The sequence below is a fragment of the Bacteroides mucinivorans genome (assembly GCF_034654355.2).
GTDB lineage: Bacteria > Bacteroidota > Bacteroidia > Bacteroidales > Bacteroidaceae > Bacteroides > Bacteroides nordii.
This window is the reverse complement of the sequence record NZ_CP178179.1, coordinates 5,827,710-5,849,737: the sequence shown is the minus strand read 5'-3', so window position 1 is coordinate 5,849,737 and position 22,028 is coordinate 5,827,710. Positions and strand designations below refer to the sequence as shown.

The 22,028-nt window shown below is 39.4% G+C and carries 19 protein-coding genes; 11 read left to right on the top strand and 8 right to left on the bottom strand.

The window, feature by feature from the left end:
* The first annotated feature begins 48 nt into the window (after window positions 1-48).
* A complete protein-coding gene (locus VCM39_RS21835; RefSeq protein WP_322933585.1) occupies window positions 49-993 on the top strand; it encodes a hypothetical protein in 945 nt (314 codons plus the stop codon).
* Window positions 994-1,247: 254 nt separating this feature from the next.
* Here the strand turns inward: VCM39_RS21835 and VCM39_RS21830 are convergent, their stop codons facing one another.
* Complete coding sequence (locus VCM39_RS21830; protein WP_044157887.1) at window positions 1,248-1,925, bottom strand: hypothetical protein; 678 nt, start codon at window positions 1,923-1,925, stop codon at window positions 1,248-1,250.
* Window positions 1,926-2,036: 111 nt separating this feature from the next.
* Here VCM39_RS21830 and VCM39_RS21825 point away from each other — a divergent pair, with 111 nt between their 5' ends.
* A complete protein-coding gene (locus VCM39_RS21825) occupies window positions 2,037-2,666 on the top strand; it encodes a hypothetical protein (RefSeq protein WP_147351256.1) in 630 nt (209 codons plus the stop codon).
* A gap of 216 nt (window positions 2,667-2,882) precedes the next feature.
* Here VCM39_RS21825 and VCM39_RS21820 read toward each other — a convergent pair whose 3' ends face one another.
* The 3 genes from VCM39_RS21820 to VCM39_RS21810 all read right to left on the bottom strand — a co-directional run bounded on the left by VCM39_RS21820 (window position 2,883) and on the right by VCM39_RS21810 (window position 5,816).
* A complete protein-coding gene (locus tag VCM39_RS21820) occupies window positions 2,883-3,527 on the bottom strand; it encodes a hypothetical protein (RefSeq protein WP_025866701.1) in 645 nt (214 codons plus the stop codon).
* A gap of 323 nt (window positions 3,528-3,850) precedes the next feature.
* Entirely contained in the window at window positions 3,851-4,210 is a 360-nt protein-coding gene (locus tag VCM39_RS21815) for a DUF3244 domain-containing protein (RefSeq protein WP_025866702.1), read from the bottom strand.
* Between the two features lie 124 nt (window positions 4,211-4,334).
* A complete protein-coding gene (locus tag VCM39_RS21810) occupies window positions 4,335-5,816 on the bottom strand; it encodes a tetratricopeptide repeat protein (protein ID WP_025866703.1) in 1,482 nt (493 codons plus the stop codon).
* A gap of 281 nt (window positions 5,817-6,097) precedes the next feature.
* Here VCM39_RS21810 and VCM39_RS21805 point away from each other — a divergent pair, with 281 nt between their 5' ends.
* Window positions 6,098-6,478: a hypothetical protein gene (locus VCM39_RS21805; RefSeq protein WP_223381688.1), complete on the top strand. Its 381-nt coding sequence runs from the start codon at window positions 6,098-6,100 to the stop codon at window positions 6,476-6,478.
* A 561-nt stretch (window positions 6,479-7,039) separates the two neighbouring features.
* Here VCM39_RS21805 and VCM39_RS21800 read toward each other — a convergent pair.
* The 3 genes from VCM39_RS21800 to VCM39_RS21790 all read right to left on the bottom strand — a co-directional run bounded on the left by VCM39_RS21800 (window position 7,040) and on the right by VCM39_RS21790 (window position 9,820).
* Window positions 7,040-7,951, bottom strand: a complete 912-nt coding sequence (locus VCM39_RS21800; RefSeq protein ID WP_122201181.1) for an alkaline phosphatase — start codon at window positions 7,949-7,951, stop codon at window positions 7,040-7,042.
* 208 nt (window positions 7,952-8,159) lie between these two features.
* Window positions 8,160-8,573 (bottom strand): rRNA maturation RNase YbeY, encoded by a 414-nt coding sequence (ybeY, locus tag VCM39_RS21795; protein ID WP_002558606.1) that lies wholly within the window; start codon window positions 8,571-8,573, stop codon window positions 8,160-8,162.
* A 14-nt stretch (window positions 8,574-8,587) separates the two neighbouring features.
* A complete protein-coding gene (locus tag VCM39_RS21790) occupies window positions 8,588-9,820 on the bottom strand; it encodes a nucleoside recognition domain-containing protein (RefSeq protein WP_234130704.1) in 1,233 nt (410 codons plus the stop codon).
* Window positions 9,821-9,930: 110 nt separating this feature from the next.
* Between VCM39_RS21790 and VCM39_RS21785 the strand changes: the two genes are divergently transcribed.
* From VCM39_RS21785 to VCM39_RS21760, 6 genes are all read left to right on the top strand, one after another.
* Complete coding sequence (locus VCM39_RS21785; RefSeq protein WP_025866543.1) at window positions 9,931-10,635, top strand: DNA alkylation repair protein; 705 nt, start codon at window positions 9,931-9,933, stop codon at window positions 10,633-10,635.
* Window positions 10,636-10,876: 241 nt separating this feature from the next.
* Window positions 10,877-11,899, top strand: coding sequence for a Holliday junction branch migration DNA helicase RuvB (ruvB, locus tag VCM39_RS21780; protein ID WP_002558609.1), 1,023 nt, complete (start codon window positions 10,877-10,879; stop codon window positions 11,897-11,899).
* A 39-nt stretch (window positions 11,900-11,938) separates the two neighbouring features.
* On the top strand, window positions 11,939-12,313 hold the full coding sequence (locus VCM39_RS21775) for a four helix bundle protein (protein ID WP_002558610.1): 375 nt from the start codon (window positions 11,939-11,941) through the stop codon (window positions 12,311-12,313).
* 12 nt (window positions 12,314-12,325) lie between these two features.
* A complete protein-coding gene (locus VCM39_RS21770) occupies window positions 12,326-13,771 on the top strand; it encodes a lipopolysaccharide biosynthesis protein (RefSeq protein WP_195571852.1) in 1,446 nt (481 codons plus the stop codon).
* A gap of 2 nt (window positions 13,772-13,773) precedes the next feature.
* A complete protein-coding gene (locus VCM39_RS21765) occupies window positions 13,774-15,129 on the top strand; it encodes a TIGR00341 family protein (RefSeq protein WP_002558612.1) in 1,356 nt (451 codons plus the stop codon).
* Between the two features lie 31 nt (window positions 15,130-15,160).
* A complete protein-coding gene (locus tag VCM39_RS21760; RefSeq protein WP_007483260.1) occupies window positions 15,161-17,290 on the top strand; it encodes a S46 family peptidase in 2,130 nt (709 codons plus the stop codon).
* Window positions 17,291-17,311: 21 nt separating this feature from the next.
* Here VCM39_RS21760 and VCM39_RS21755 read toward each other — a convergent pair whose 3' ends face one another.
* Entirely contained in the window at window positions 17,312-18,175 is an 864-nt protein-coding gene (locus tag VCM39_RS21755) for a DMT family transporter (RefSeq protein WP_196039273.1), read from the bottom strand.
* Window positions 18,176-18,373: 198 nt separating this feature from the next.
* Between VCM39_RS21755 and VCM39_RS21750 the strand changes: the two genes are divergently transcribed.
* Both VCM39_RS21750 and VCM39_RS21745 read left to right on the top strand, forming a co-directional pair.
* Window positions 18,374-20,410, top strand: a complete 2,037-nt coding sequence (locus VCM39_RS21750) for a beta-L-arabinofuranosidase domain-containing protein (protein ID WP_182416610.1) — start codon at window positions 18,374-18,376, stop codon at window positions 20,408-20,410.
* Between the two features lie 25 nt (window positions 20,411-20,435).
* Window positions 20,436-21,971 (top strand): beta-galactosidase, encoded by a 1,536-nt coding sequence (locus VCM39_RS21745; RefSeq protein WP_122201175.1) that lies wholly within the window; start codon window positions 20,436-20,438, stop codon window positions 21,969-21,971.
* Window positions 21,972-22,028: the final 57 nt, after the last annotated feature.

Genomic DNA, 22,028 nt, shown 5'->3' with positions numbered 1-22,028 from the left:
AGATGGCAAAACTCATACATTAAAACAAACTTAATAATACAAAGCTTTATGAAACTAACTAATCTATTGTCAATCTCCGTATTGCTACTTTTAGCTTCCTGTTCACCCAAAGTCGTGACAAATCTGATAAAAACTTATCCAAATCCAGTTCCGGCCGATTCTGTTCGGGTCTTTGAATTGGGAGAGACAGTGCCCAACACTGCCGAAGCCATTGGACGCGTTTCTGTTATAGATCCCGGTACGGCTACAAAATGCCGGTATAATGAGGTCGTTCATCTTGCACAGGAGGCTGTTGGTAAAGCCGGTGGAAATGGTTTTGCTATAACCTGGCATGAGGATCCGTCTTTCTGGAGAAGTTCGTGCCATCAGATATCCGGATTGATGCTTTACCTGAAAGATAATGTGGTGGATACATTGAGGGCAAATCCTGTACAGTATGCCATCGATATGAACTTCGTAGTGGCCAGAGACAAGAAGCAACCTGAGCGGAGGAATCCGGCACCTGCTAATACCTTTGAAGTTAGCTTGGGGTATGGTTGGATAAGCAGTAAAATCTATGATGCTAATAATGTGTCTTTGGGGAGTAAGAGCGGTTTAGAGTGGAAGCTTGGCTATGAGCATATATGGACTTCCGGATGGGGAGTAGGTATGCAATATTCTGGTTTTAAAGCGGAGCTTCCGGGAGGAGATATGGTGCTGTCTTATCTGGCACCGGAGGTTGCATTACGTACAAAGTTTGATAAATGGATTCTGAAGTGCGGAGTAGGCATGGGGCTTTTTCTTTATAATGAACCCTATTACAGTACTGCCGGATTTGGCGCACATGTCACTATGGGATTAGAATATATGTTGTCGAGCCATGTGGGACTTGGCGTATCAGCCAGTTCAATTGCAAGTAACTTGCCGAAACGGGATGGAGTTGAACTAAAGAAGGATGAAAAGAGCGGAATAAATCGTGTCAATGTATTGGGCGGATTGAGGTTTTATTTCTAAAATAGGCCTGTTGCCTCAATATAGATTTATTTAATTGTTTGATCCGGTAAACAAACATACAGTTATTGAATAGTATGTGAAACCTGATGATAGATTAAGAACATTTTTCTTTATATTTTCCATATGGGGGAGTAGTCATTTGAGCTAAATAAACTCTTCGTTCCTATCTCATGTTTAAAAACATAATAAAATTTAATTGCAAAGGTTTTTATTGTGGTAGGCGCATGTGTTATACCTGATACATGCGCCTTATACTAATTGTTAAAATCCAAAATTTTATACCTGTACTCTAGTTCGTCCAGAGGGGGGTCGAATTTGTAAACACCTCCACCTGTAGCGTGATATAACACTTGGTATCCAACTGTTCGCATAGTACATTGTCGTCCATTTTGGCTAACAGTAAAGCCTCTTTCTCCTTTACCGATTGCATTAGGGTCAAAACCGCAACTTGGTGAAGGGAGAGGAACCATATATAAACCATCAATATACATATATACAATCTTGGTTACATTGTATAAATCAACAAAATAAATTCCAGTACCAATGTTAGTCGGAGAATTCCTCAAAAGCACCTTGACTTTACTTTGAAGCAATTCATAGCTACTATATCCATAGAAAAACTTATATGGTGGCAAAGGTGGCATGTCCTTGGTAGCAGGATGCGTGCTTTTATATTTATCAATCTTCTTTTGATGCTCGATTTCCATCAAGTTCGGATTTTCCTTTTCATAGGTTCTAATCAATGAACAAAGCGAGTCCATCGTTATAGCTTTTACAGATTCTGCATAAATATTAAGTTCTTCATCAGACATGCGTGAGAAATCAACATCTTGCATGGTATTAATACCTGTAATCTCTTCTTCATTAGAACAGTTAATAAATAATATAGAAGTAATGCCAAATAACAATAGTAGATAGTTTTTTGTTTTCATGTTCATTTTATTATTCTAAAAATATTATTGATATTTATTGTAAAAAAATACCGAATAAATGTAATAAAAATATTTTGTTTACGTTAATTAATTAAATCAAATTCAAATATTATGTTTAAATATTTATTGGTGTTATTTTTTCTGATAGTTTTTTCTCAAAATGCTTTAACTCAAAGGTTAAAGATAGAGAGCGGAGTTTCATTTTCTTCTACAAAAAAAACTATGTACGAAGAAAGAGCAAATCATTTCCAACTGTCTATTGGTTTAGATTATTTTGATAAAGGTTTCTGTTTTTTATCAAGCAATGTCGGATATTTTAGAAAAGGAGGAAAAGTAACATTAGGCCTTGTAGAGGAATATTTCAGTAGTAGTGGAGTGGAAACGCTATATATAGATTGCATAACAGTAAACACTACCTTCAATTTGAAAGCTCAATTGAGAAAATCAATATTTTATTGCGGTATAGGCCCTCGATTTGACATAAATATGAAAGATGGGGTTGATTTTAACAATGCATCAATACACGAGCTTGTTGAACCCAATATTCCGCATATTAATAAAATTTCAATCGGGCTAAAATGCACTACAGGATTTTATTACGATCTTTTTCCTTTTCAGTTGGGTATATATTGTGATTACCTTCCGACATTTACGAAGACATTTAAAAATAGTAGTACCAATAAAATGTTTGGGAATAATCGGACTTTTAATATCGGAGCATCTTTAGGGTATAAATTATAAATATACTCCAAAGCATAAAGCTTTTAATTAAATTTACATAAGTAGGTGAGCTAAATTAGTTTCTAACAATAGAATCTTGTGCTCTAGACCCTGAACTCTCATGGAAGAATTATCTAGAGCTCTATATTATTAAGATAATTATACCCCACCTACTATGTCATATAATTAAACATCTAATAGTTAAGATGAAATGTTTAAGCATATGATATTTGTATGTTAATAAAAGTACTTATATCTATATTCCAGGCTGTTCAAAGGCGGATCCCAACGTCCCCAGTTTATTCCTGTAATGTCATATTCAATCACATACCCAATTGTTCGCATATAAAACTTATTACCTGTTTGACTGAATGAAAACCCTCGGCTACCGCCGCCTATTGCATTTGGATCTAATCCACAGTTTGGCGAAGGCAGACCTACTCCCAAAGCACCTTCTGGGAGATACACCATCTTTGCTACATTGTACAAATTGCAAAAATAGACACCATCCGCCATTCCTGTAGGAGAATTTCGAATAATAGTTTTTCTGTTTTTGGGAGGGATGGGCTCATCAGATTTCGAAGAATATCCATAAACATATATAATTTCACTTTCCTGAGCCCGAGTCTGAGGAAGCTCGGACAACCTATTCCGATGTTCAACTTCTTCTTTAATTGGATGTTCTGCTTCATATGCCTTAATCCATGACATTAATGAGTCCATTGTTATTGCTCCTATTGATTCCGCATAGGCTTCAAGTTCTTCGTCGGACATTTCAGAAATTTCACTCTTGGGTTGTGGAGGATCAGTATTCACTTTCTCATCCTGTGAGCAGCTGCTTACAAAATACAATAAGCCAGCAAGTAATAATGTACATTTCATAATAATAAATTTTAGTGTTAAAAAACTTATATTCTATAATAATTCGCTTTAAAATGTGGTATTATTTTTCATAATCAATATTTTATCTCATGTGTCAACTATGTAATATGTAAAGAATAACATAGTGGTTTTATGTTGAAAATGTCTCTATAGATGTGACTATAGCTGATGATTTCATTTGTGATTTTATTATGTTTTATTTACATATTAGTAACACTTTACCGTCACCCTAAATTGTTTATATTATTTCTATTTTGCAACTTCTTTGTTTATAAGGTTTTTCTAAATTCAATAGTATAAACTAATTAAGCGAGGGCTTGTGATTAATTGTACAGATAAAATTCTCCTTCCAATGTACCTTGAGGAGAAATAATTTCAATGGTGTATTTGCCCGGTTTGTTGGGAGATAATTCAATAGAAATAGCATCATCAGTTTTAGCATCAATGTCTTGCTGATAGGTAACTTTTCCATCTGCATTCACAATCTCAATAGTAGCATTTTCTAACGGCTGATTAAACCTTGTTAATAAAACACCTCTCCAATCCATTTGCACTTCAACGTTTTGAGAAGTAAGTTGTCCTTTACCTGTTAAGATGATTACTCTTGTCGGTACTCTTGGCTGAGCCTGCATTAGAATGCTTACATTTACAGCCAGTGTAATAATGAAAATAATTTTTCTCATGTTTCTTAGTTATTATGATGCAAATATAACGCGATGTTCAAGTATGGACAATTAAATGATGTGCGAAGTGAATTTTGTGTAAATTGCAGATCATCAATGATGTAGAGCTAAATATTGTGTTAAATCAGCAATTCATTTTTATTTTTGAAGAAAAAATGAACTCAAATAATTCTATTGAGGCAAAAGAGTCTGCTAATCTTTTCTTTATCCGAGTCTTTTGAGAACGAATCGCGTCATTTGTGACGCCGCGAATAAATGCGCATTCTTTAGTTGTAAATTGCGCCAAGGCTAAACAACAAAAAAGACAATCATCTTCTGGCATATCAGTAAATGCCTGTAAATATTGAATGAATACATGATATTTTGTATTTACTACTTCTGAAAACTTCTTTTGTTCTTTAGCCGTTAGTAATGAAGGATATTTTTTGAAATGTATTCTCATTTCGACACAGAATTTCGATTTCACAAAACTTTCGTTGCATCCGGTAGCATATTTTTTCATCTCATCAATAATTCTGTTTTGTATTAATGATAACTTTTGCATTGTTTCGACTTGTGAGAGTTTCGCTGTTTGCTTTTCCTTTTCTTTAATGTGTATGGCTAACTTCCGGTGTAGCCTATTCATTTCTTTAACTAATTTTTTTATTTCCTCTCTTCTGTTTTTTTCAATATTTCTGAGTTTTATTTTGTGCATAGATATTGTTACTAAGAACACGACAGATGAAAGAAACAAAACAAAGCCTATCCAAAATATTAGATTATTCTTTTGCTCCGTGATAATGTTGTCAGTGAAATAACTATACTCTGCTGATTGAATTAAGTCCGGATGGCTAATTTCCTCAATTGAATCCCGAAGTGTTGTAAAATGACTGAGATAATATGCTGTATCCGAATTGTTTAACAGTTTTGAAAGCTCATAGAGCATATAATAACTACCAGCCTGGGTGTTAAGATTCTTGCACTGAGTACTAATGGTGTAATAATATTGTGCAGAATCATATTTCTGTAATTGATACATAATATCAGCTCTTGCAAAACTATTAATATATTTGCTTGTACTATCTTTAGTCATATTTAATGCTTGGATGTTGTGTTTTAACGCTTCATCAAACTGTTCCAGTTCAAAGTAAGCATTCGATATATTATTATGGATACGAACAACTTCTTCCTTATCATTTATTGATTCGGATAGTTGCAAGGCTTGAGATAGATAAATTAGACCGGAATCGGGCATGGAACGATATGTATAACTCTTCCCTATTCCTCTTAAAGATTTGGATGCATTAATTTTGTCAAGGAATAATTGGTTATATTTTAACCCTGACTGATACGATAAAAGAGATTTATTAAATAGATAATGGGACAGATATAAGTCTCCCAGTTGATTATAAATTAATCCAATTAGCTTTGTATCTTTGGAGGCCATGGATTGCTTTATAGCTCTCTGATACATAACTACCGCAGAATCAGGTTGCATTCTTTCTTCCATAATCCTTCCGTATTCAAACAACTCAATGGCCGATTCTTTATTCGTGTGACAAGCAAATAAGGTGATTAATAATAGAATGCTTAAGCATTTTGCAATTGGTTTAGTGGTTCTGTTCATGTTTCTTTATATTTCTACAATCTGTTTTTCTTGCTTTATCTTATTTGAGAGATAGTATAAATGGACTATCATGGCATGTATAGATAGTACTATACTGTCAACCTATTTAATATTACGGCCTGGTAGCTGTTTTTACGCTTTGGAAGCAAAGATAGTAAAGATTTTATTCCTTTTTATTGATGTTAGGAATAATATTGTAAACAATATCGATAGTAAGAGGCTCATAGGGAAACTTCCGTTACGATGTATCAAATTGCTCGGCTTCCTTGGGTGGAGAGACAATGAGGTATGACGACGATGACAAAGGGGATATTTTTGTACTGACTTCTGGTTTTAAAGCGGAGCTTCCGGGAGGAGATATGGTATTGTCTTATCTGGCACCGGAGGTTGCATTACGTACAAAGTTTGATAAATGGATTCTGAAGTGCGGAGTAGGCATGGGGCTTTTTCTTTATAATGAACCCTATTACAGTACTGCCGGATTTGGCGCACATGTCACTATGGGATTAGAATATATGTTGTCGAGCCATGTGGGACTTGGCGTATCAGCCAGTTCAATTGCAAGTAACTTGCCGAAACGGGATGGAGTTGAACTAAAGAAGGATGAAAAGAGCGGAATAAATCGCGTCAATGTATTGGGCGGATTGAGGTTTTATTTCTAAAATAGGGCTATTGTCCCGAATCAATCCATTTAATTATTTGAGATGGATCTTGATTTTGTGGTATGAATAAATTATTACAATAAAGTCGTGCGGTTTATTTTCGTTTTATACCGATTGTCAATTTTGTGAACTTTCATCTTGAAACTCTACGAAGATCACTCCGATGCTCTACGAGAAACGACCCGATCTCCGTAGAGTTTCGGGTCGTTTCTCGTAGAGGAAAATTGTGTTTTGTAATGTCTTGATTGCCAATGAGTTGTAGGTTTACTTTGTGTCGCTTATTTTTGATGTGTCAATTCTCTTTTTTATTCTGTTTATCTTTCTAAATAATTACAAATGAAAGGTGGTTCCGAATGTGATTTTTGTTATCTAACTGTAGGACGCTAACCAAATTATAGATGCTATGCAAATGTTTCTTGGATATATAATTCAAGATACTATAATCGGTAAAACAAACTATGCATTTTAACTGTGCGTTAAATACGTATTTAACGCACAGTTAAAATGCATAGTTTATATCTATAAAGTACGTACTTTTGTAGTACTCTATGTCGTGACTTCTTATTTGTTAAAAACCTGTTTCATCGGGCGGCCGATCCATACTTGCGGTTGTTTCAGTCCGAAGATGTAGGCGATGGTTGATGCTACGTCAAATTGCATCATACTCTCGTTGAAGTTTAATCCTTTTTTGATGTTTTTTCCGCAGATGATGAATGGGGTTTCCATTTCATTCATCGTTTTTCCGCCGTGTCCTTTGTTAATGCCACCATGGTCTGCAGTAACAATAAAGATCGTTTTGTCAAATATTCCTGCATCTTTGGTAGCCTGAATAATTTGTCCGATATATCCGTCCAGTTCTTTCAGTTTGGCATAATACTCCGGTGTGTCGTGACCTGCACCATGACCTATATGATCGGGATTATCAAAAGCAACCAGTGTGAGGGTCGGCTTCTTTTCTTTCAGATAGCTAACTGCCATTTCGCACAGAGCAGTGGGATACTTGTTATAATCCGGTGCCTGTTTGTGATAGCTCAATGCAAGTGTATCTACCAGATATTTAATGCCGTTCCATTCGTACAGGCAACCAATCTCTGCTTTCGGAGCAGCATCCCGCAGTACTTGAAAAATGGTAGGGAAAATACCGTGCTGGTTCAATTCGCGTGAGGGAAGTTCCGGAGTTTTAGATCCCCATTCGGTATAACCGTGCAGTTCCGGACCTGCTCCCATGAACATGGAAGCCCAGTTTATAGCACTTGAAGAGGGGAGTGTAGAACGTTTTTTTAAAGTATAGCTACCGTTCTCCATTAAACTCTTGGTGTTTGGGATATCTGCTTTCTCTACGCTATAAGCTCCCCATCCATCGAGACCGATAAGAACGACATGTTCGGCTTTCCATTTGGCGGCAAAACTGTTGGGGACAATAATAAACAGGGCAAACAGGCTGATTGCCCAACTTGAAAATAGATGTTTCATGGTGTTTCCTTTACTTTTTTAAGATTATGTATTTAATAAGCTTAACTGCCGGTGAGATACAAAAAGCACTTACCCCTCGCCAGCAGTTATGCAAATAAAGGTTTTTTCACCGGAATCAGTCTGTATCCTTTGTTTAAGTAAATGCCATAATAGTTCATTTGGACAATGCTACCCCTTATAATGGACAATATATGTAGAGTTTTCAACTCTATCGTAACGCCAGTGCTTTGTTTTCCGCCGCTTCCATTATTTCCCGTTCTCCCGGTCCTTTGTCATTGATGCCGCAAAGATGAAGGATACCGTGAATAATGGTACGGTGAAGTTCTTCGTTATAGGTGGTATTGAACTGTTCAGAATTGGTCTTTACAGTATCGAGGCTTATAAAAAGATCACCCGAAAGACGATCTCCTTCGCAATAATCGAATGTGATGATATCTGTATAGTAATCGTGTTGCAGATATTGCCGGTTCACTTCTAATATTTTTTCGTCCGAACAGAAAATATAGGCGATTTCACCGAGTCTCTTTCCATAAGTGGCAGCTACGGATTTGATCCATTCTGTGGTTTCCCGTTTCTTAATATCGGGCATCTTTACGCCCTCTGTCTGATAAGTTACAGCCATGATAATGTATTGTTTTAAAAGAAAAATAAATAACTGAAAAATATGGCAGCAATGATACCCGAAAAGTCGGCTATCAAACCGCAGGTAACGGCATTTCTTGTTTTTGTAATGCCTACACTGCCAAAGTAGACAGCCAGAATATAGAATGTGGTGTCTGATGCACCGCGAACTACACAGCTGACGCGGGATACAAAGGCATCGGGGCCAAACTGTTTCATGGTGTCAATCATCAATCCGTTGGCAGCACTGCCACTCAGAGATTTCATCAGTCCGGTAGGCAAAGCACCGACAAAGCTGGTATCCAGTCCACAAAATCCTACAACCTGTCCGATTCCGTTGACAAGAATATCCATTGCTCCCGAAGTGCGAAAGACTGCAATACCTACCAGGAAAGCTACCAGATAAGGTATGATTCGTACGGCAGTACTGAACCCTTCTTTGGCTCCTTCTACAAAAGAATCGTAAACATTTATTTTCTTTCGCATGCCCGTCAGGATAAAGAGAATGATTACTCCGAATAGTATGATATTGGCAATCAGCGTAGAGTAAGTTCCCATTTCTTCACGTGAAAGAACAGTGAAAAGGTAAATCAAACCTCCGAAGAAAAGACTCAATATTCCCATTAATATCAATATGGGTTTGTTTATCAGGTTGATGCGTTGGGAAATGCTAACAACAATAACTCCCACTAATGTTGAAATGAATGTACTGAGCAGAATTGGGATAAAGATATCCGTAGGTTGTGCAGCTCCCATTTGGGCACGGTATACCATGATTGAAATAGGTATCAGTATCAGTCCGGAAGTGTTGATAACAAGAAACATGATCATTGGGTTACTGGCCGTATCTTTTTTCGGATTCAGTTCCTGTAACTCTTTCATTGCCTTGAGCCCCATCGGAGTAGCAGCATTATCAAGTCCCAGCATATTGGCAGACATATTCATAAAAATAGATCCCATTACGGGGTGTCCCTTGGGGATATCGGGAAACAGGCGGCAGAATACCGGGCTCAACCAACGCGACAGTGCATTGATAAGACCGCTGTTTTCACCAATCTTCATGATGCCCAACCATAAGGAGAGAACCCCGGTTAACCCGAGAGAAACCTCAAAAGCCGTTTTGGATGAGCTGAACGTAGAGTTGATGATTTCGGTAAATATTTGTGTGTCTCCTGTGAAGATAAGCTTTCCGAGTGCTACGATAAAAGCTATGATGAAGAATGCTATCCAGATGTAATTTAGAACCATAATGTACTTACTGTATTATTTGCAAAAATAGATATAACTTTCCATTAATCATCCATATTTTGTTTATTTTTGGCGGGGATTCGGTTTGCTATATTTATACAGATAACGATATGAAGACAAAAGTTGAGAGTATTCAGAAAGAGCTGGAAGCATATATTGACCCGGTGAAAAGGGAGTATTTGCCCAATTTCTTTAAGACAGGGAAGGGGCAATACGGAGAAGGTGATAAGTTTTTAGGAGTAGTAGTTCCCAATACACGTCTGGTGGCAAAGCGGCACAAAGAAGAACCGTTTGAGGTGATGGCAGAGCTCTTGCAAAGTGACTGGCACGAGTGCCGCCTCTGCGCATTGCTTATGTTGGTAGAGCGCTTCAAGAAGTCCGGTGAAAAGGAGCAAAAAGAGATCTATGATTTCTATCTGACACAAACGGAACGGATCAATAACTGGGACTTGGTGGATTTGTCAGCTCCCTATATTGTAGGAGAGTATCTGAGAGACAAATCGCGTGAAGATCTGTATCGTCTTGCCGGTAGTACGCTTCTTTGGGAGCAGCGTATCGCGGTAGTTGCTACGGCTACATTGATAAGAAACAACGATTTCGTCGATATCCTCCGTTTGTCGGAACTGTTGTTACATCACAAACACGATCTGATGCAGAAAGCTATCGGCTGGATGCTTCGTGAAATGGGGAAACGGAATCGGGACTTATTACTACAGTTTCTTGATAAGTATGCACGTGAAATGCCCCGTACGATGCTTCGCTATTCGATAGAGAAGTTGACGGATGAAGAGCGGAAACACTATATGCAGCGCTAATTGAACAAGATGAAATAGTTTGAGATAATCCATGTATTCCGGCTACTTTATCAGAGGTATATTCGGAAAAGGAGGCAATTATCCTGTCTGCTCGATACAACTATTCTCTGATTTGTACTATCTTTGTTAAAAAAGCGAAGATAAGCTGCACCTTGGCATAAAAAATGAACGCGTTCATTTTATTCTACTCTCGGTTTGCATTATCTTTGTACGATATATAAAAGAACGAGGATGTGATTTTATGGAAGAAGATTTCAATATACGCGATCATCAGTTGACAAGCCGGGAACGGGATTTTGAGAATGCGCTCCGTCCCCTTAGCTTCGAGGATTTCAGCGGGCAGGATAAGGTGGTGGAGAATCTCCGCATTTTTGTAAAAGCCGCCCGTCTTCGTGGTGAAGCATTAGACCACGTATTGCTGCATGGCCCTCCCGGATTGGGAAAAACAACTCTCTCAAACATTATAGCCAATGAACTTGGAGTAGGCTTTAAAGTCACTTCGGGCCCGGTTCTCGATAAACCCGGTGATCTGGCGGGTGTACTTACCAGTCTTGAACCGAACGATGTCCTGTTTATTGACGAGATCCACCGTCTGTCACCTGTGGTAGAGGAGTACCTGTACTCTGCTATGGAAGACTACCGGATTGATATTATGATAGATAAAGGACCCTCTGCACGCAGTATTCAGATAGATCTGAATCCTTTTACGCTGGTGGGAGCTACTACCCGTAGTGGGCTGTTGACAGCTCCGTTGCGTGCGCGTTTTGGCATTAACCTGCATCTTGAATATTATGATGACGATGTGCTGAGTAATATTATCCGTCGTTCGGCTGCTATCCTTGATGTACCTTGTTCGATACCCGCTGCGGGAGAGATTGCTTCGCGTAGCCGGGGTACCCCTCGTATTGCCAATGCACTGCTTCGTCGTGTGCGCGACTTTGCTCAGGTGAAGGGTTCCGGTTCTATTGATACGGAGATTGCTACTTTTTCACTTGAAGCACTGAATATCGACAAATACGGATTGGATGAAGTGGACAACAAGATCCTCTGTACCATTATCGATAAGTTCAAGGGTGGTCCGGTAGGACTTACTACCATTGCCACCGCTTTGGGTGAAGATGCCGGAACAATCGAAGAGGTATACGAACCGTTCCTGATTAAAGAAGGTTTCCTGAAACGTACCCCTCGTGGGCGTGAAGTGACGGAACTGGCTTACAAACATTTGGGGAGGAGTCTTTATAGTAGTCAACAAACACTGTTTTAGTGATTAGTGATAAATGATTAGTGATAAGCGATTGAGCGTATGGAATATAGAAAAGGGATTTTGAAAACTAAGACCAAGGCTTTTGCTGTACGTGTTGTAAAGCTCTATCAGTATCTGTCACAAACTAAAAATGAACATATAATGTCAAAACAATTGCTACGTTCGGGTACAGCTATTGGTGCTTTACAACGCGAAGGAGAATATGCAGAAAGTAAACTTGATTTCGTTCATAAATATGCTATTGCGCAGAAAGAATGTAACGAGTCTCTTTATTGGCTGGAGTTACTTCATGAAACTTCGTATTTAAATACAGAAGAATATAGTAGTATGTTTACTGATGCCGAAGAGATAATGAAGTTGCTAACAGCAAGTATCTGCACAGCCAAAACTAATCACTTATCACTAACTCGTTAATCACTAATTAACATGGGTGGATTAAAGTCATTAGCCAAAGATACTGCCATTTATGGTGTTAGCAGCATAGTAGGGCGTTTCCTCAATTATCTGTTGGTGCCTATTTATACAATTTCTATGCCCGCTTCTACGGGAGGATATGGTATTATTACGAATATGTATGCCATTACGGCACTTCTGCTTGTACTACTTACATGCGGTATGGAAACCGGATTTTTCCGTTTTGCCAATAAGGGCGGAGAAGACCCGGTGAAAGTTTACTCTACTACCTTATTGACTGTAGCAGCTATTTCTCTTTCGTTTCTTGCCGTATGTCTTTTGTTTCTTGAGCCGATAGCCGGAGTAATGGGGTATGAAGAGCATCCCTGGTATCTTGGGATGATGCTCATTGTGATCGCAATGGATGCTATACAGGCTATCCCTTTTGCTTATCTGCGTTATAAAAATCGTCCTATTAAGTTTGCAGCTTTAAAGATGTTATTCATCTTTGCCAGCATTATTCTCAACATTGTCTACTTCGTGTTTATGAAAGGAACCAATGTAGGCGCTGCTTTTCTGATTAATCTTATTTGTACATCGCTGGTAATGCTTTGCCTGATATCCGAACTGCGCGGTTTCCGTTATACACTGGATCGTGATTTGATGAAGCGGATGTTTCGTTACTCTTTTCCTATTCTTATATTAGGTATTGCGGGTATACTGAACCAGGTGGTTGATAAGATTATCTTTCCGTTTGTTTATCCCGATCCGGTAGAGGCTGATGTGCAGTTGGGTATATATGGAGCCACCAGTAAGATAGCGATGATTATGGCTATGTTTACACAAGCATTCCGCTTTGCTTACGAACCATTTGTGTTTGGTAAGAGTAAAGAGAAGGATAACCGGCAAATGTATGCACAAGCCATGAAGTTCTTCATCATTTTCACTCTTTTAGCCTTCCTCACGGTGATGTTTTATCTCGATATATTGCGTTATGTTATCGGACGTGATTACTGGGAAGGGTTGAAAGTAGTGCCTATCGTTATGGCTGCCGAGATGTTTATGGGTGTGTATTTTAATCTCTCGTTCTGGTATAAACTGACGGACGAGACGAAATGGGGAGCTTACTTTTCGCTGACAGCTTGTACGATTGTTATTCTGATGAATGCCTTTCTGATTCCTGTGTATGGCTATATGGCTTGTGCCTGGGCAGGTTTCACCGGATATGCTGTTGCCATGTTGCTCTCTTATTTCGTGGGACAAAAGAAATACCCGATCGCATATGACCTGAAGAGTATCGGTGGATACGTACTTTTGGCATTAATGATCTATGTGGCAGGAGAGTGGATACCGGTGGATAATATGTTGCTCCGCCTGCTTTTACGTACGTTGCTACTGTTTGTATTTATAGGATATATCATCAAACATGATTTGCCGTTGAAGCAAATTCCAGTTATTAACCGTTTTGTGAAGAAGTGATTATGAAAACAGACAACCGAAACATTTTTGCCGTAAAGAGCTTTCTTCGTGAGTATCTCGATTTGCGAAAGGACAAGGACAATGAGTTGGAAACCATTGACTCTATCCGTAAAGGAGTGGAATTTAAAGGAGCTAACCTCTGGATTCTGATCTTCGCAATCTTTATGGCTTCGTTAGGACTGAATGTGAACTCTACCGCAGTAATTATCGGTGCGATGTTGATTTCCCCCTTGATGGGACCTATTATGGGAGTGGGGTTATCCGTCGGGCTGAACGACTTTGAATTGATGAAACGCTCCTTAAAGAGTTTCCTCATAACCACTGCATTCAGTGTTACTACGGCAACTGTTTTTTTCCTTTTCACCCCCATTGCCGAGGCGCAGTCGGAATTGCTGGCACGTACTTCACCTACGATTTATGACGTATTCATCGCACTCTTTGGTGGATTGGCAGGTGTTGTTGCCCTCTCTACAAAGGAAAAGGGAAACGTGATTCCGGGTGTTGCTATTGCTACGGCATTGATGCCTCCCCTCTGTACGGCAGGATACGGGTTGGCTTCGGGTAACCTGATTTATTTTTTAGGCGCTTTCTACCTCTATTTTATCAACTCCGTTTTCATTAGCCTGGCTACCTTTATCGGAGTACGGGTGATGCATTTCCAACGGAAGGAATTTGTAGACAAGAAACGTGAGAAGACGGTACGCAAATATATTATCCTGATCGTTGTCCTTACGATGTGCCCGGCTGTTTATCTGACATTCGGCATTATCAAAAGCACTTTTTATGAAACGGCTGCCAATCACTTTATCAATACGGAATTGAATTTTGAAAATACACAGGTGCTTGATAAGAAGATTAGTTACGAACACCGGGAGATTCGTGTGGTGCTTATTGGTCCTGAAGTTCCTGAGGCTTCTATTGCTCTGGCGCGTAGTAAGATGAAACAGTATAAACTGGAGGAAACAAAGTTGGTTGTGCTACAAGGTATGAACAACGATGCAATGGATATTTCGTCCATTCGTGCCATGGTCATGGAAGACTTTTATAAGAACAGTGAACAACGGCTGCAAGAACAACAAAAAAAGATTTCCTCTCTGGAAAAGAACCTTGAGAAGTATAAATCTTATGATGAAATGAGTCGTACTATTATACCGGAACTAAAGGTATTGTACCCTTCAGTGACAACCGTTTCGATCTCGCATACACTTGAAACTACGGTGGATTCGTTGAAAACGGATACGATTGCATTGGCTGTACTGAAGTTTACCCGTCATCCGAGTGAGAGTGAGAAGAGGAAAATAACCGAATGGCTGCAAGCCCGTGTAGGGGCGAAGAAACTACGTCTGATAACAGAGTAAAATAAAAAACTGACTGCTAAATTCAATATAGATGAGACTTAAACTATTTACAATTATTGCCCTTTTCATCTCATCGGCTGTTCATGCTGACGAGGGAATGTGGCTATTGGGGAACCTGAATAAACAAACGCGGCAAACGATGAAAGAACTGGGTTTGCAGATGCCTGCCAATAAACTCTATAATCCTAAGAAGGCTTCGTTGAAGGATGCCGTTGTTAGTTTTGGTGGGTTTTGTTCGGGGGTAGTTGTCTCAGAAGACGGATTGGTTTTTACTAATCACCATTGCGGTTTCAGCAGTGTGCAGCAACATTCCACCGTAGAACACGATTACCTGAAAGATGGTTTTGTGGCCCGTAACCGGGACGAGGAGTTACCCAATCCGGAGCTTTATGTTCGTTTTCTGCTTCGCACCGAAGATGTGACCAAGCGGGTGCTGAAAGTAACCCATGACGCTATGACCGAGCAGGAACGTATGGTTGCTGTTGATTCTATTTCGCGTCTTATAGCAGACGAAGTGAGTCTCAAAGATTCTACTCTTGTGGGAGTCGTTGATGCTTATTATGGTGGAAATGAGTTTTGGCTTTCAGTTTATCGCGATTTCAACGATGTTCGTCTGGTGTTTGCTCCTCCTTCTTCTATTGGAAAATTCGGTTGGGATACGGATAACTGGATGTGGCCCCGCCATACCGGTGACTTCTGTGTTTTTCGCATTTATGCCGATAAAAAGAATCGTCCGGCTGATTACTCACCGGACAATGTACCCTATCATCCGACCTATGTAGCGCCTGTTTCGCTTGACGGATATAAAGAAGGGTCTTTTTGTATGACTTTGGGCTATCCCGGTAGTACGGAACGTTTCCTCTCTTCCTTCGGCATTGAGGAGATGATGAATGGTATGAACCAGGCGATGATAGATGTGCGTGGTGTAAAGCAGGCTATTTGGAAGCGTGAGATGGATCGGCGGGCAGATATTCGTATCAAATATGCTTCAAAGTATGATGAAAGCTCCAATTACTGGAAAAACAGTATCGGGACAAACAAAGCCATCCGCAAGCTGAAAGTACTTGAAAAGAAACGAGAGTTGGAAACGACCCTCCGTCAATGGATTCAGAATACTCCTGCCGAACGGGAGAAACTGATGCATTTGTTATCTTCCCTGGAACTGAACTATAAGAGCCGTCGGGAAACCAACCGTGCGTTGGCCTATTTCGGTGAATCCTTTATCAATGGGCCCGAGCTGGTACAGCTGTCTCTTGAGATTCTTAACTTCGATTTTGAAGCCGAAGAAAAGCAGGTTGTTGCGCGGTTGAAGAAATTATTGGAGAAATATGACAATCTGGACCTTTCGATCGATAAAGATGTGTTTACTGCACTTCTGAAAGAATATCGTGAAAAGGTTTCTCCTGAATATCTGCCACCGATGTATCAGACGATTGATACGCTGTATAACGGCAATGAACGGGCCTATATCGACACTTTGTATGCTCGCTCCGAGATAACTACTCCACGGGGATTGAAACGCTATCTGGAGCGTGATACAACATTTAGTATGCTGGATGATCCAGCCATTTCTTTGGGCATTGATCTGCTGGTGTCTTATTATGATATGAACCAGGCCATCGTGGAGGCTTCGCAAAGCATAGAAAAGGATGAACGGTTGTTTAATGCGGCTGTTCGCCGGATGTATGCCGACCGTAACTTCTATCCTGACGCCAATTCCACCATGCGGCTTAGTTTCGGGACGGTTTGCAGTTATTCTCCGTTTAATGGCGCTATTTATAACTATTATACTACTCCGTTGGGGATTTTTGAAAAGATGCGGGACCATCAGGACGATCCGGATTTTGAGGTCAGTCCTCGTTTACTGGAATTGTTCAGTGCCGGAGACTTTGGGCGTTATGCCGATGAAAAGGGCGAAATGAGAGTCTGTTTTATCTCCAACAATGACATAACAGGTGGTAACTCCGGTAGTGCCATGTTTAATGCCAAAGGAGAATTGCTCGGGCTTGCTTTTGATGGCAACTGGGAAGCGATGAGCAGTGATATTGTTTTTGAACCCGATTTGCAGCGTTGTATCGGCGTAGATGTACGTTATATACTTTTCGTTATTGAGAAGTATGGAGAAGCAGGCAACCTTATAAAAGAGTTAGATATCCGGTAAAAGCGAGTAATATGCATCTTTCTACCGTTTGAGAATGATCACTGTTACTGCGGTAATAATGAGTATTATTCCCAAACCTACGCTGTTCGTGAAGGGTTCGCCGAACATGAAGATACCTACACATACAGCTGTTACCGGTTCCATTGCTCCCAAGACTGAGGTGAGTGTGGAACCGATACATTTTACTGCTCTTACCAGTGCAAGATTAGAAATAACGGTTGGGATAATGGCAAGCATTACCAGATTTCCGGCTGTATGCAGGTTGGGGATCGGTTGGATATGTCCTGTTGTACCAATTCCTATGAAAAGGAGCAGGGTTCCGAAGAGGAAGACATAGAATGTGAGCCGTAGCCCCTTCATCTGACCTACTTTTAGCTGGCTCACAGTGACTAAATAGAGCGCATATCCCAAAGCAGAGAGGAGAACGATAAAAATACCTATAAATGTAATACTTCCCGAATCATCTCCTTGAGAAAGAAAGAATACTCCCGCCACAGCCAGAGCTATGGCCATAAATCGCCAGATCGATTTCTTTTCCCGGAAGAATAGCATCATGATCAGTGTAGTCAATACAGGATACATGAAATGCAAAGTTGTAGCTATCCCACTTGCCATAAATTTATATCCCCAGAATAAGAACACCGCAGATATAAGATAAAAAAATGCCAGTAAAAGAAGGGAAGGTATATCACGACGGTTGATACGAAATGACTGTCCGTCAATTAACAAAATAACTCCTAAGGCCAGTGTGGCAAAAGCGAATCTATATAGCAAAATGGACTCAAACTGCATCCCTTGCTGCATTGCAGGAATGGTAAACATAGGGATGAGGCCGAAGGATGCCGAAGACAGTAGACCATACAGGAAACCATTTAGTTTATTCATATCAAGGGATGGCGTTAATCAGTAAAAACGCTGCAAAGGTAATAAAATTAAGTATTACATCTGTATTCAGGTATTTCCGGTTATGGGTTTTCGCCACTTTATGTGTAAATGAGGATGCTCCGGCAAATGAAATGTACGTTCGAACAAAGCGATATTGGTTGTTGGTCGTATTTTTGTCAGGTAAACTTTATAATTGAAATGATGATGAAGAACAATGGCAAACTTGTTATCGCTTTGACTGGCTTATTTGGATTATTGGGATGTGTGCAGCCTTTATTGAAAGATAATGATATTATAGAGCTAAAATATGTGCCTGTACCAATCAGCGATATTCAGCCGGAAGGTTGGTTAAAAAATCAGTTAGATATAATGTGTGATGGATCTTCTGGGCATCTGGATGAGATTTATGACAAAGTAAAAAATGATAATGCTTGGTTGGGAGGTAAAGGAGATGCTTGGGAAGAAACTCCGTATTGGCTTGATGGAGCAGTTCCTTTGGCATATCTCACTAAGGACAAGGGCCTAATAGCTAAAGTTGAAAAATATATCAATTGGAGTCTTGACAATCAGCGGCCTTCCGGCTATTTTGGTCCCATTACGACTTACGAACGCGAAAGTGGGAAGCTAATAACAACACAAATTGCGGATAAAGGAGAGGATTGGTGGCCACGTATGATCATGCTAAAGGTTATGCAACAATATTATAGTGCTACTCATGATGAACGTGTTATTACATTTATGAGTAAATATTTTCAGTATCAGGAAGAAGCATTGAAGAATATTTCGATTGGTCATTGGTCGGAATGGTCACAAGCTCGTGGTATTGAAAATATAAATATGATTCTTTGGCTTTACAGAATTACTAGAAAGAATGAACTTTTGTGTCTCGCCGATAGAATTAGAAAACAATCATTTCAATGGACCGAATGGTTCGAAAAACGAGATTGGGTGATGGGAGCGGCCGCCAATCAGAATGGAGAAAACTGGATGGAACGTCATTCTGTTAATGTTGCAATGGCAATGAAATCACCGGCTATTGATTATTTACGGACTGGCAATACTGCTTTTTTAGCGATTCAAGACAGATGCTTTAAAGATTTGATGTTACTTCATGGTTTACCGAATGGTTGTATTTCCGGTGATGAGGACATACACGGAAATGAACCTTCACAGGGAACCGAACTCTGCACAATAGTTGAGTCTATGTATTCGTTGGAAAATATAATAGCCATTACCGGAAAAAATAGTTATATGGATGCATTGGAGCGTATTGCCTTTAATGCACTTCCGGCACAAACTACAGATGATTATAATTATAAACAATATTTTCAGATACCCAATCAGCCACAAGCCTGTTTAGGTTCTTTTGATTTTTCATTAACTGCTTATCAAGGAACATCAAATGTATATGGAACGGCCAGCGGTTATACCTGTTGTTACGCTAATATGCATCAGGGTTGGACAAAATTTACTTCTTCTCTCTGGTATTCAACTCCCGATGAAGGAATTGCTGCCTTGATTTATGCTCCTTCCCGTATAATTACTAAACTCAGAGATGCAAATTTATCAATTTGGGAGGAAACCAATTATCCGTTTGAAGAAAATATCCGTTTTCACTTTACATTAGATAAAGAGACTGTTTTTCCTTTTCACCTTCGGATACCCTCTTGGTGTGAAAAAGCGCAAATATATATAAATGGCCAAAAAGGAGAAGTTGATGGTAAGGACTCATTGATTGTTGTGAATCGTAAGTGGAAGAATGGCGATGTGTTAGAATTACGTTTACCAATGAGCATATTCATTTCTAATTGGGCCCGTAACTCTCATACGGTGGAGAGAGGTCCCCTAATATATGGACTAAAAATTAAAGAGCGTTGGGAAGAAGGGCATAGTGATATACAAGGAAACTATTGGAGTGTTTTCCCTGAATCGAAATGGAATTATGCCTTACATGAATGTGTAATAAATGATCCTGCAACCCATATAAAAGTGTCTTATCTTGATCCTGTAGATTCTCTTTTTGTCTGGAATCAGGCACATGCCCCTATTGAGTTGGTAGCACCGGCAAAACAGTTACCTTGGTGGAAGTCTGGTGAGTCGGGAGTCTTAAAACAACCTGTTACTGACAGAGAAGGATATTATAAAGGATTGGTTGGTAATAATGAGGAACAGATTTGCCTGATTCCCTATGGATGTACTAAAATTCGTATTGTTGCATTTCCGGTAGTTCGTTAATACTTCTTTAAGAAATAGACTAAAAATGAAATCAATAAACAGGCGTACTTTTATACGGCGTGTCGGATTATCAGCAGCTGCATTGGCTGTTGGAGATAAATTCTCAGTATTACAGGCTTTTCCGGAGCAGAATAGACCGTATCTTGCAACTGTTGAGGAATTAGAACAGGTAAATGAACTATGTGTAGTTTACCCGACTGATCATGGCGAAGCTCTGATAAATCCTGATATGGGATGGACGATGCATTTCTATTCCAACTTACTTGAAAACTATGGTTCCCGGCTGGAACCGGCTGATACACTGGATTATTTTCCCGGATTAAGTACAGTATACCTTCGTATACCGTGGGCTTTTGTTGAGCCGGAAGAAGGAAAATTTTGCTGGGAAACCTTAGATACACCAGCTCAAAGATGGATTGATAAAGGCAAGAAGATTTCGATAAGGATTACTGCAACAGAGAGTTGGATGTATAAAGCTACTCCCGAATGGGTATTTGATGCCGGTGCTAAAGGATATGATGTTGACGGTACGATTTATGAACCTGATTATGACGATCCTGTCTTTCTGGAAAAGGTGGAAAATTTCGTTCGTGCTATGGGAGAGAGGTATGATGGTAATCCGAATGTAGCATTTATAGATATAGGCCATTATGGAATGTGGGGAGAAGGGCATACGGTATTGACTACTCCGAAACATGGTAAATCGTGGGGTGTAGAAGTACAAAAGAAATATATCGATTTATATCTTCGTCATTTCAAACAAACATTATTATGTATTTCTGATGATTATGCGGGACACGATTTACCAGGTGAACGTTTTCCTATAATGGATTATGCTTTTTCGAGAGGTGTTTCGATGCGGGATGACAGTATACTGGTACAGAAAATCCCCAGGCATTGGTACCATAGTGAAATGGCTCAATTGTTTTGGCCTTCATTACCAGTTATTCTGGAACATGAACATTATGGAGGGTCGAAGAAGAAAGGTGCATGGGATAAAGATTTATTGTTAAAATCAGTAGAGGATTACCATGCTGCTTATATGTCAATTCATTGGTGGCCGGATATATTTCTGGAAGAGAATAAAGACATTATTCGTAAAATCAATCTAAGAATGGGATATCGTATTCAGTTACAATCCCTGAAATATCCACTTGTTGTCCATCTTGGAGAAGTGTTTTTTATTCAGTCACAATGGTATAACTCCGGGGTAACTCCTTGCTATCGCGGAGGCTATCCTTGCTTTACTCTGAAAGATGCAAAAGGAGGAGTTGTATCAGTATTGGTGGATAAGAGTTTTAATGTAAAGTTTCTTTCTGTGGCAGAGCGAACTAAAATAGCCTTTTCAACATTGAATTCCGGTTTTCGGGTAGCCCCCAGATTTCAAGATAAGATTAATTGCTTTTCTCGTACCTGTACCCCTGGAGAATATAGTTTGTATGTTTCTGTCGGGCAGGAAGATGGCACACCTGTTTTTGAACTTCCTTATAGTGAGTCGGATGGTAAGAAGAGATACAAAATGGGGAAAATAATATTGGCTGATTATCTGAAAGACGAATGATCACTGATATTATTCCGATTAAAATAATACACTTTTAGAAAGTTAGCCAACATCCTT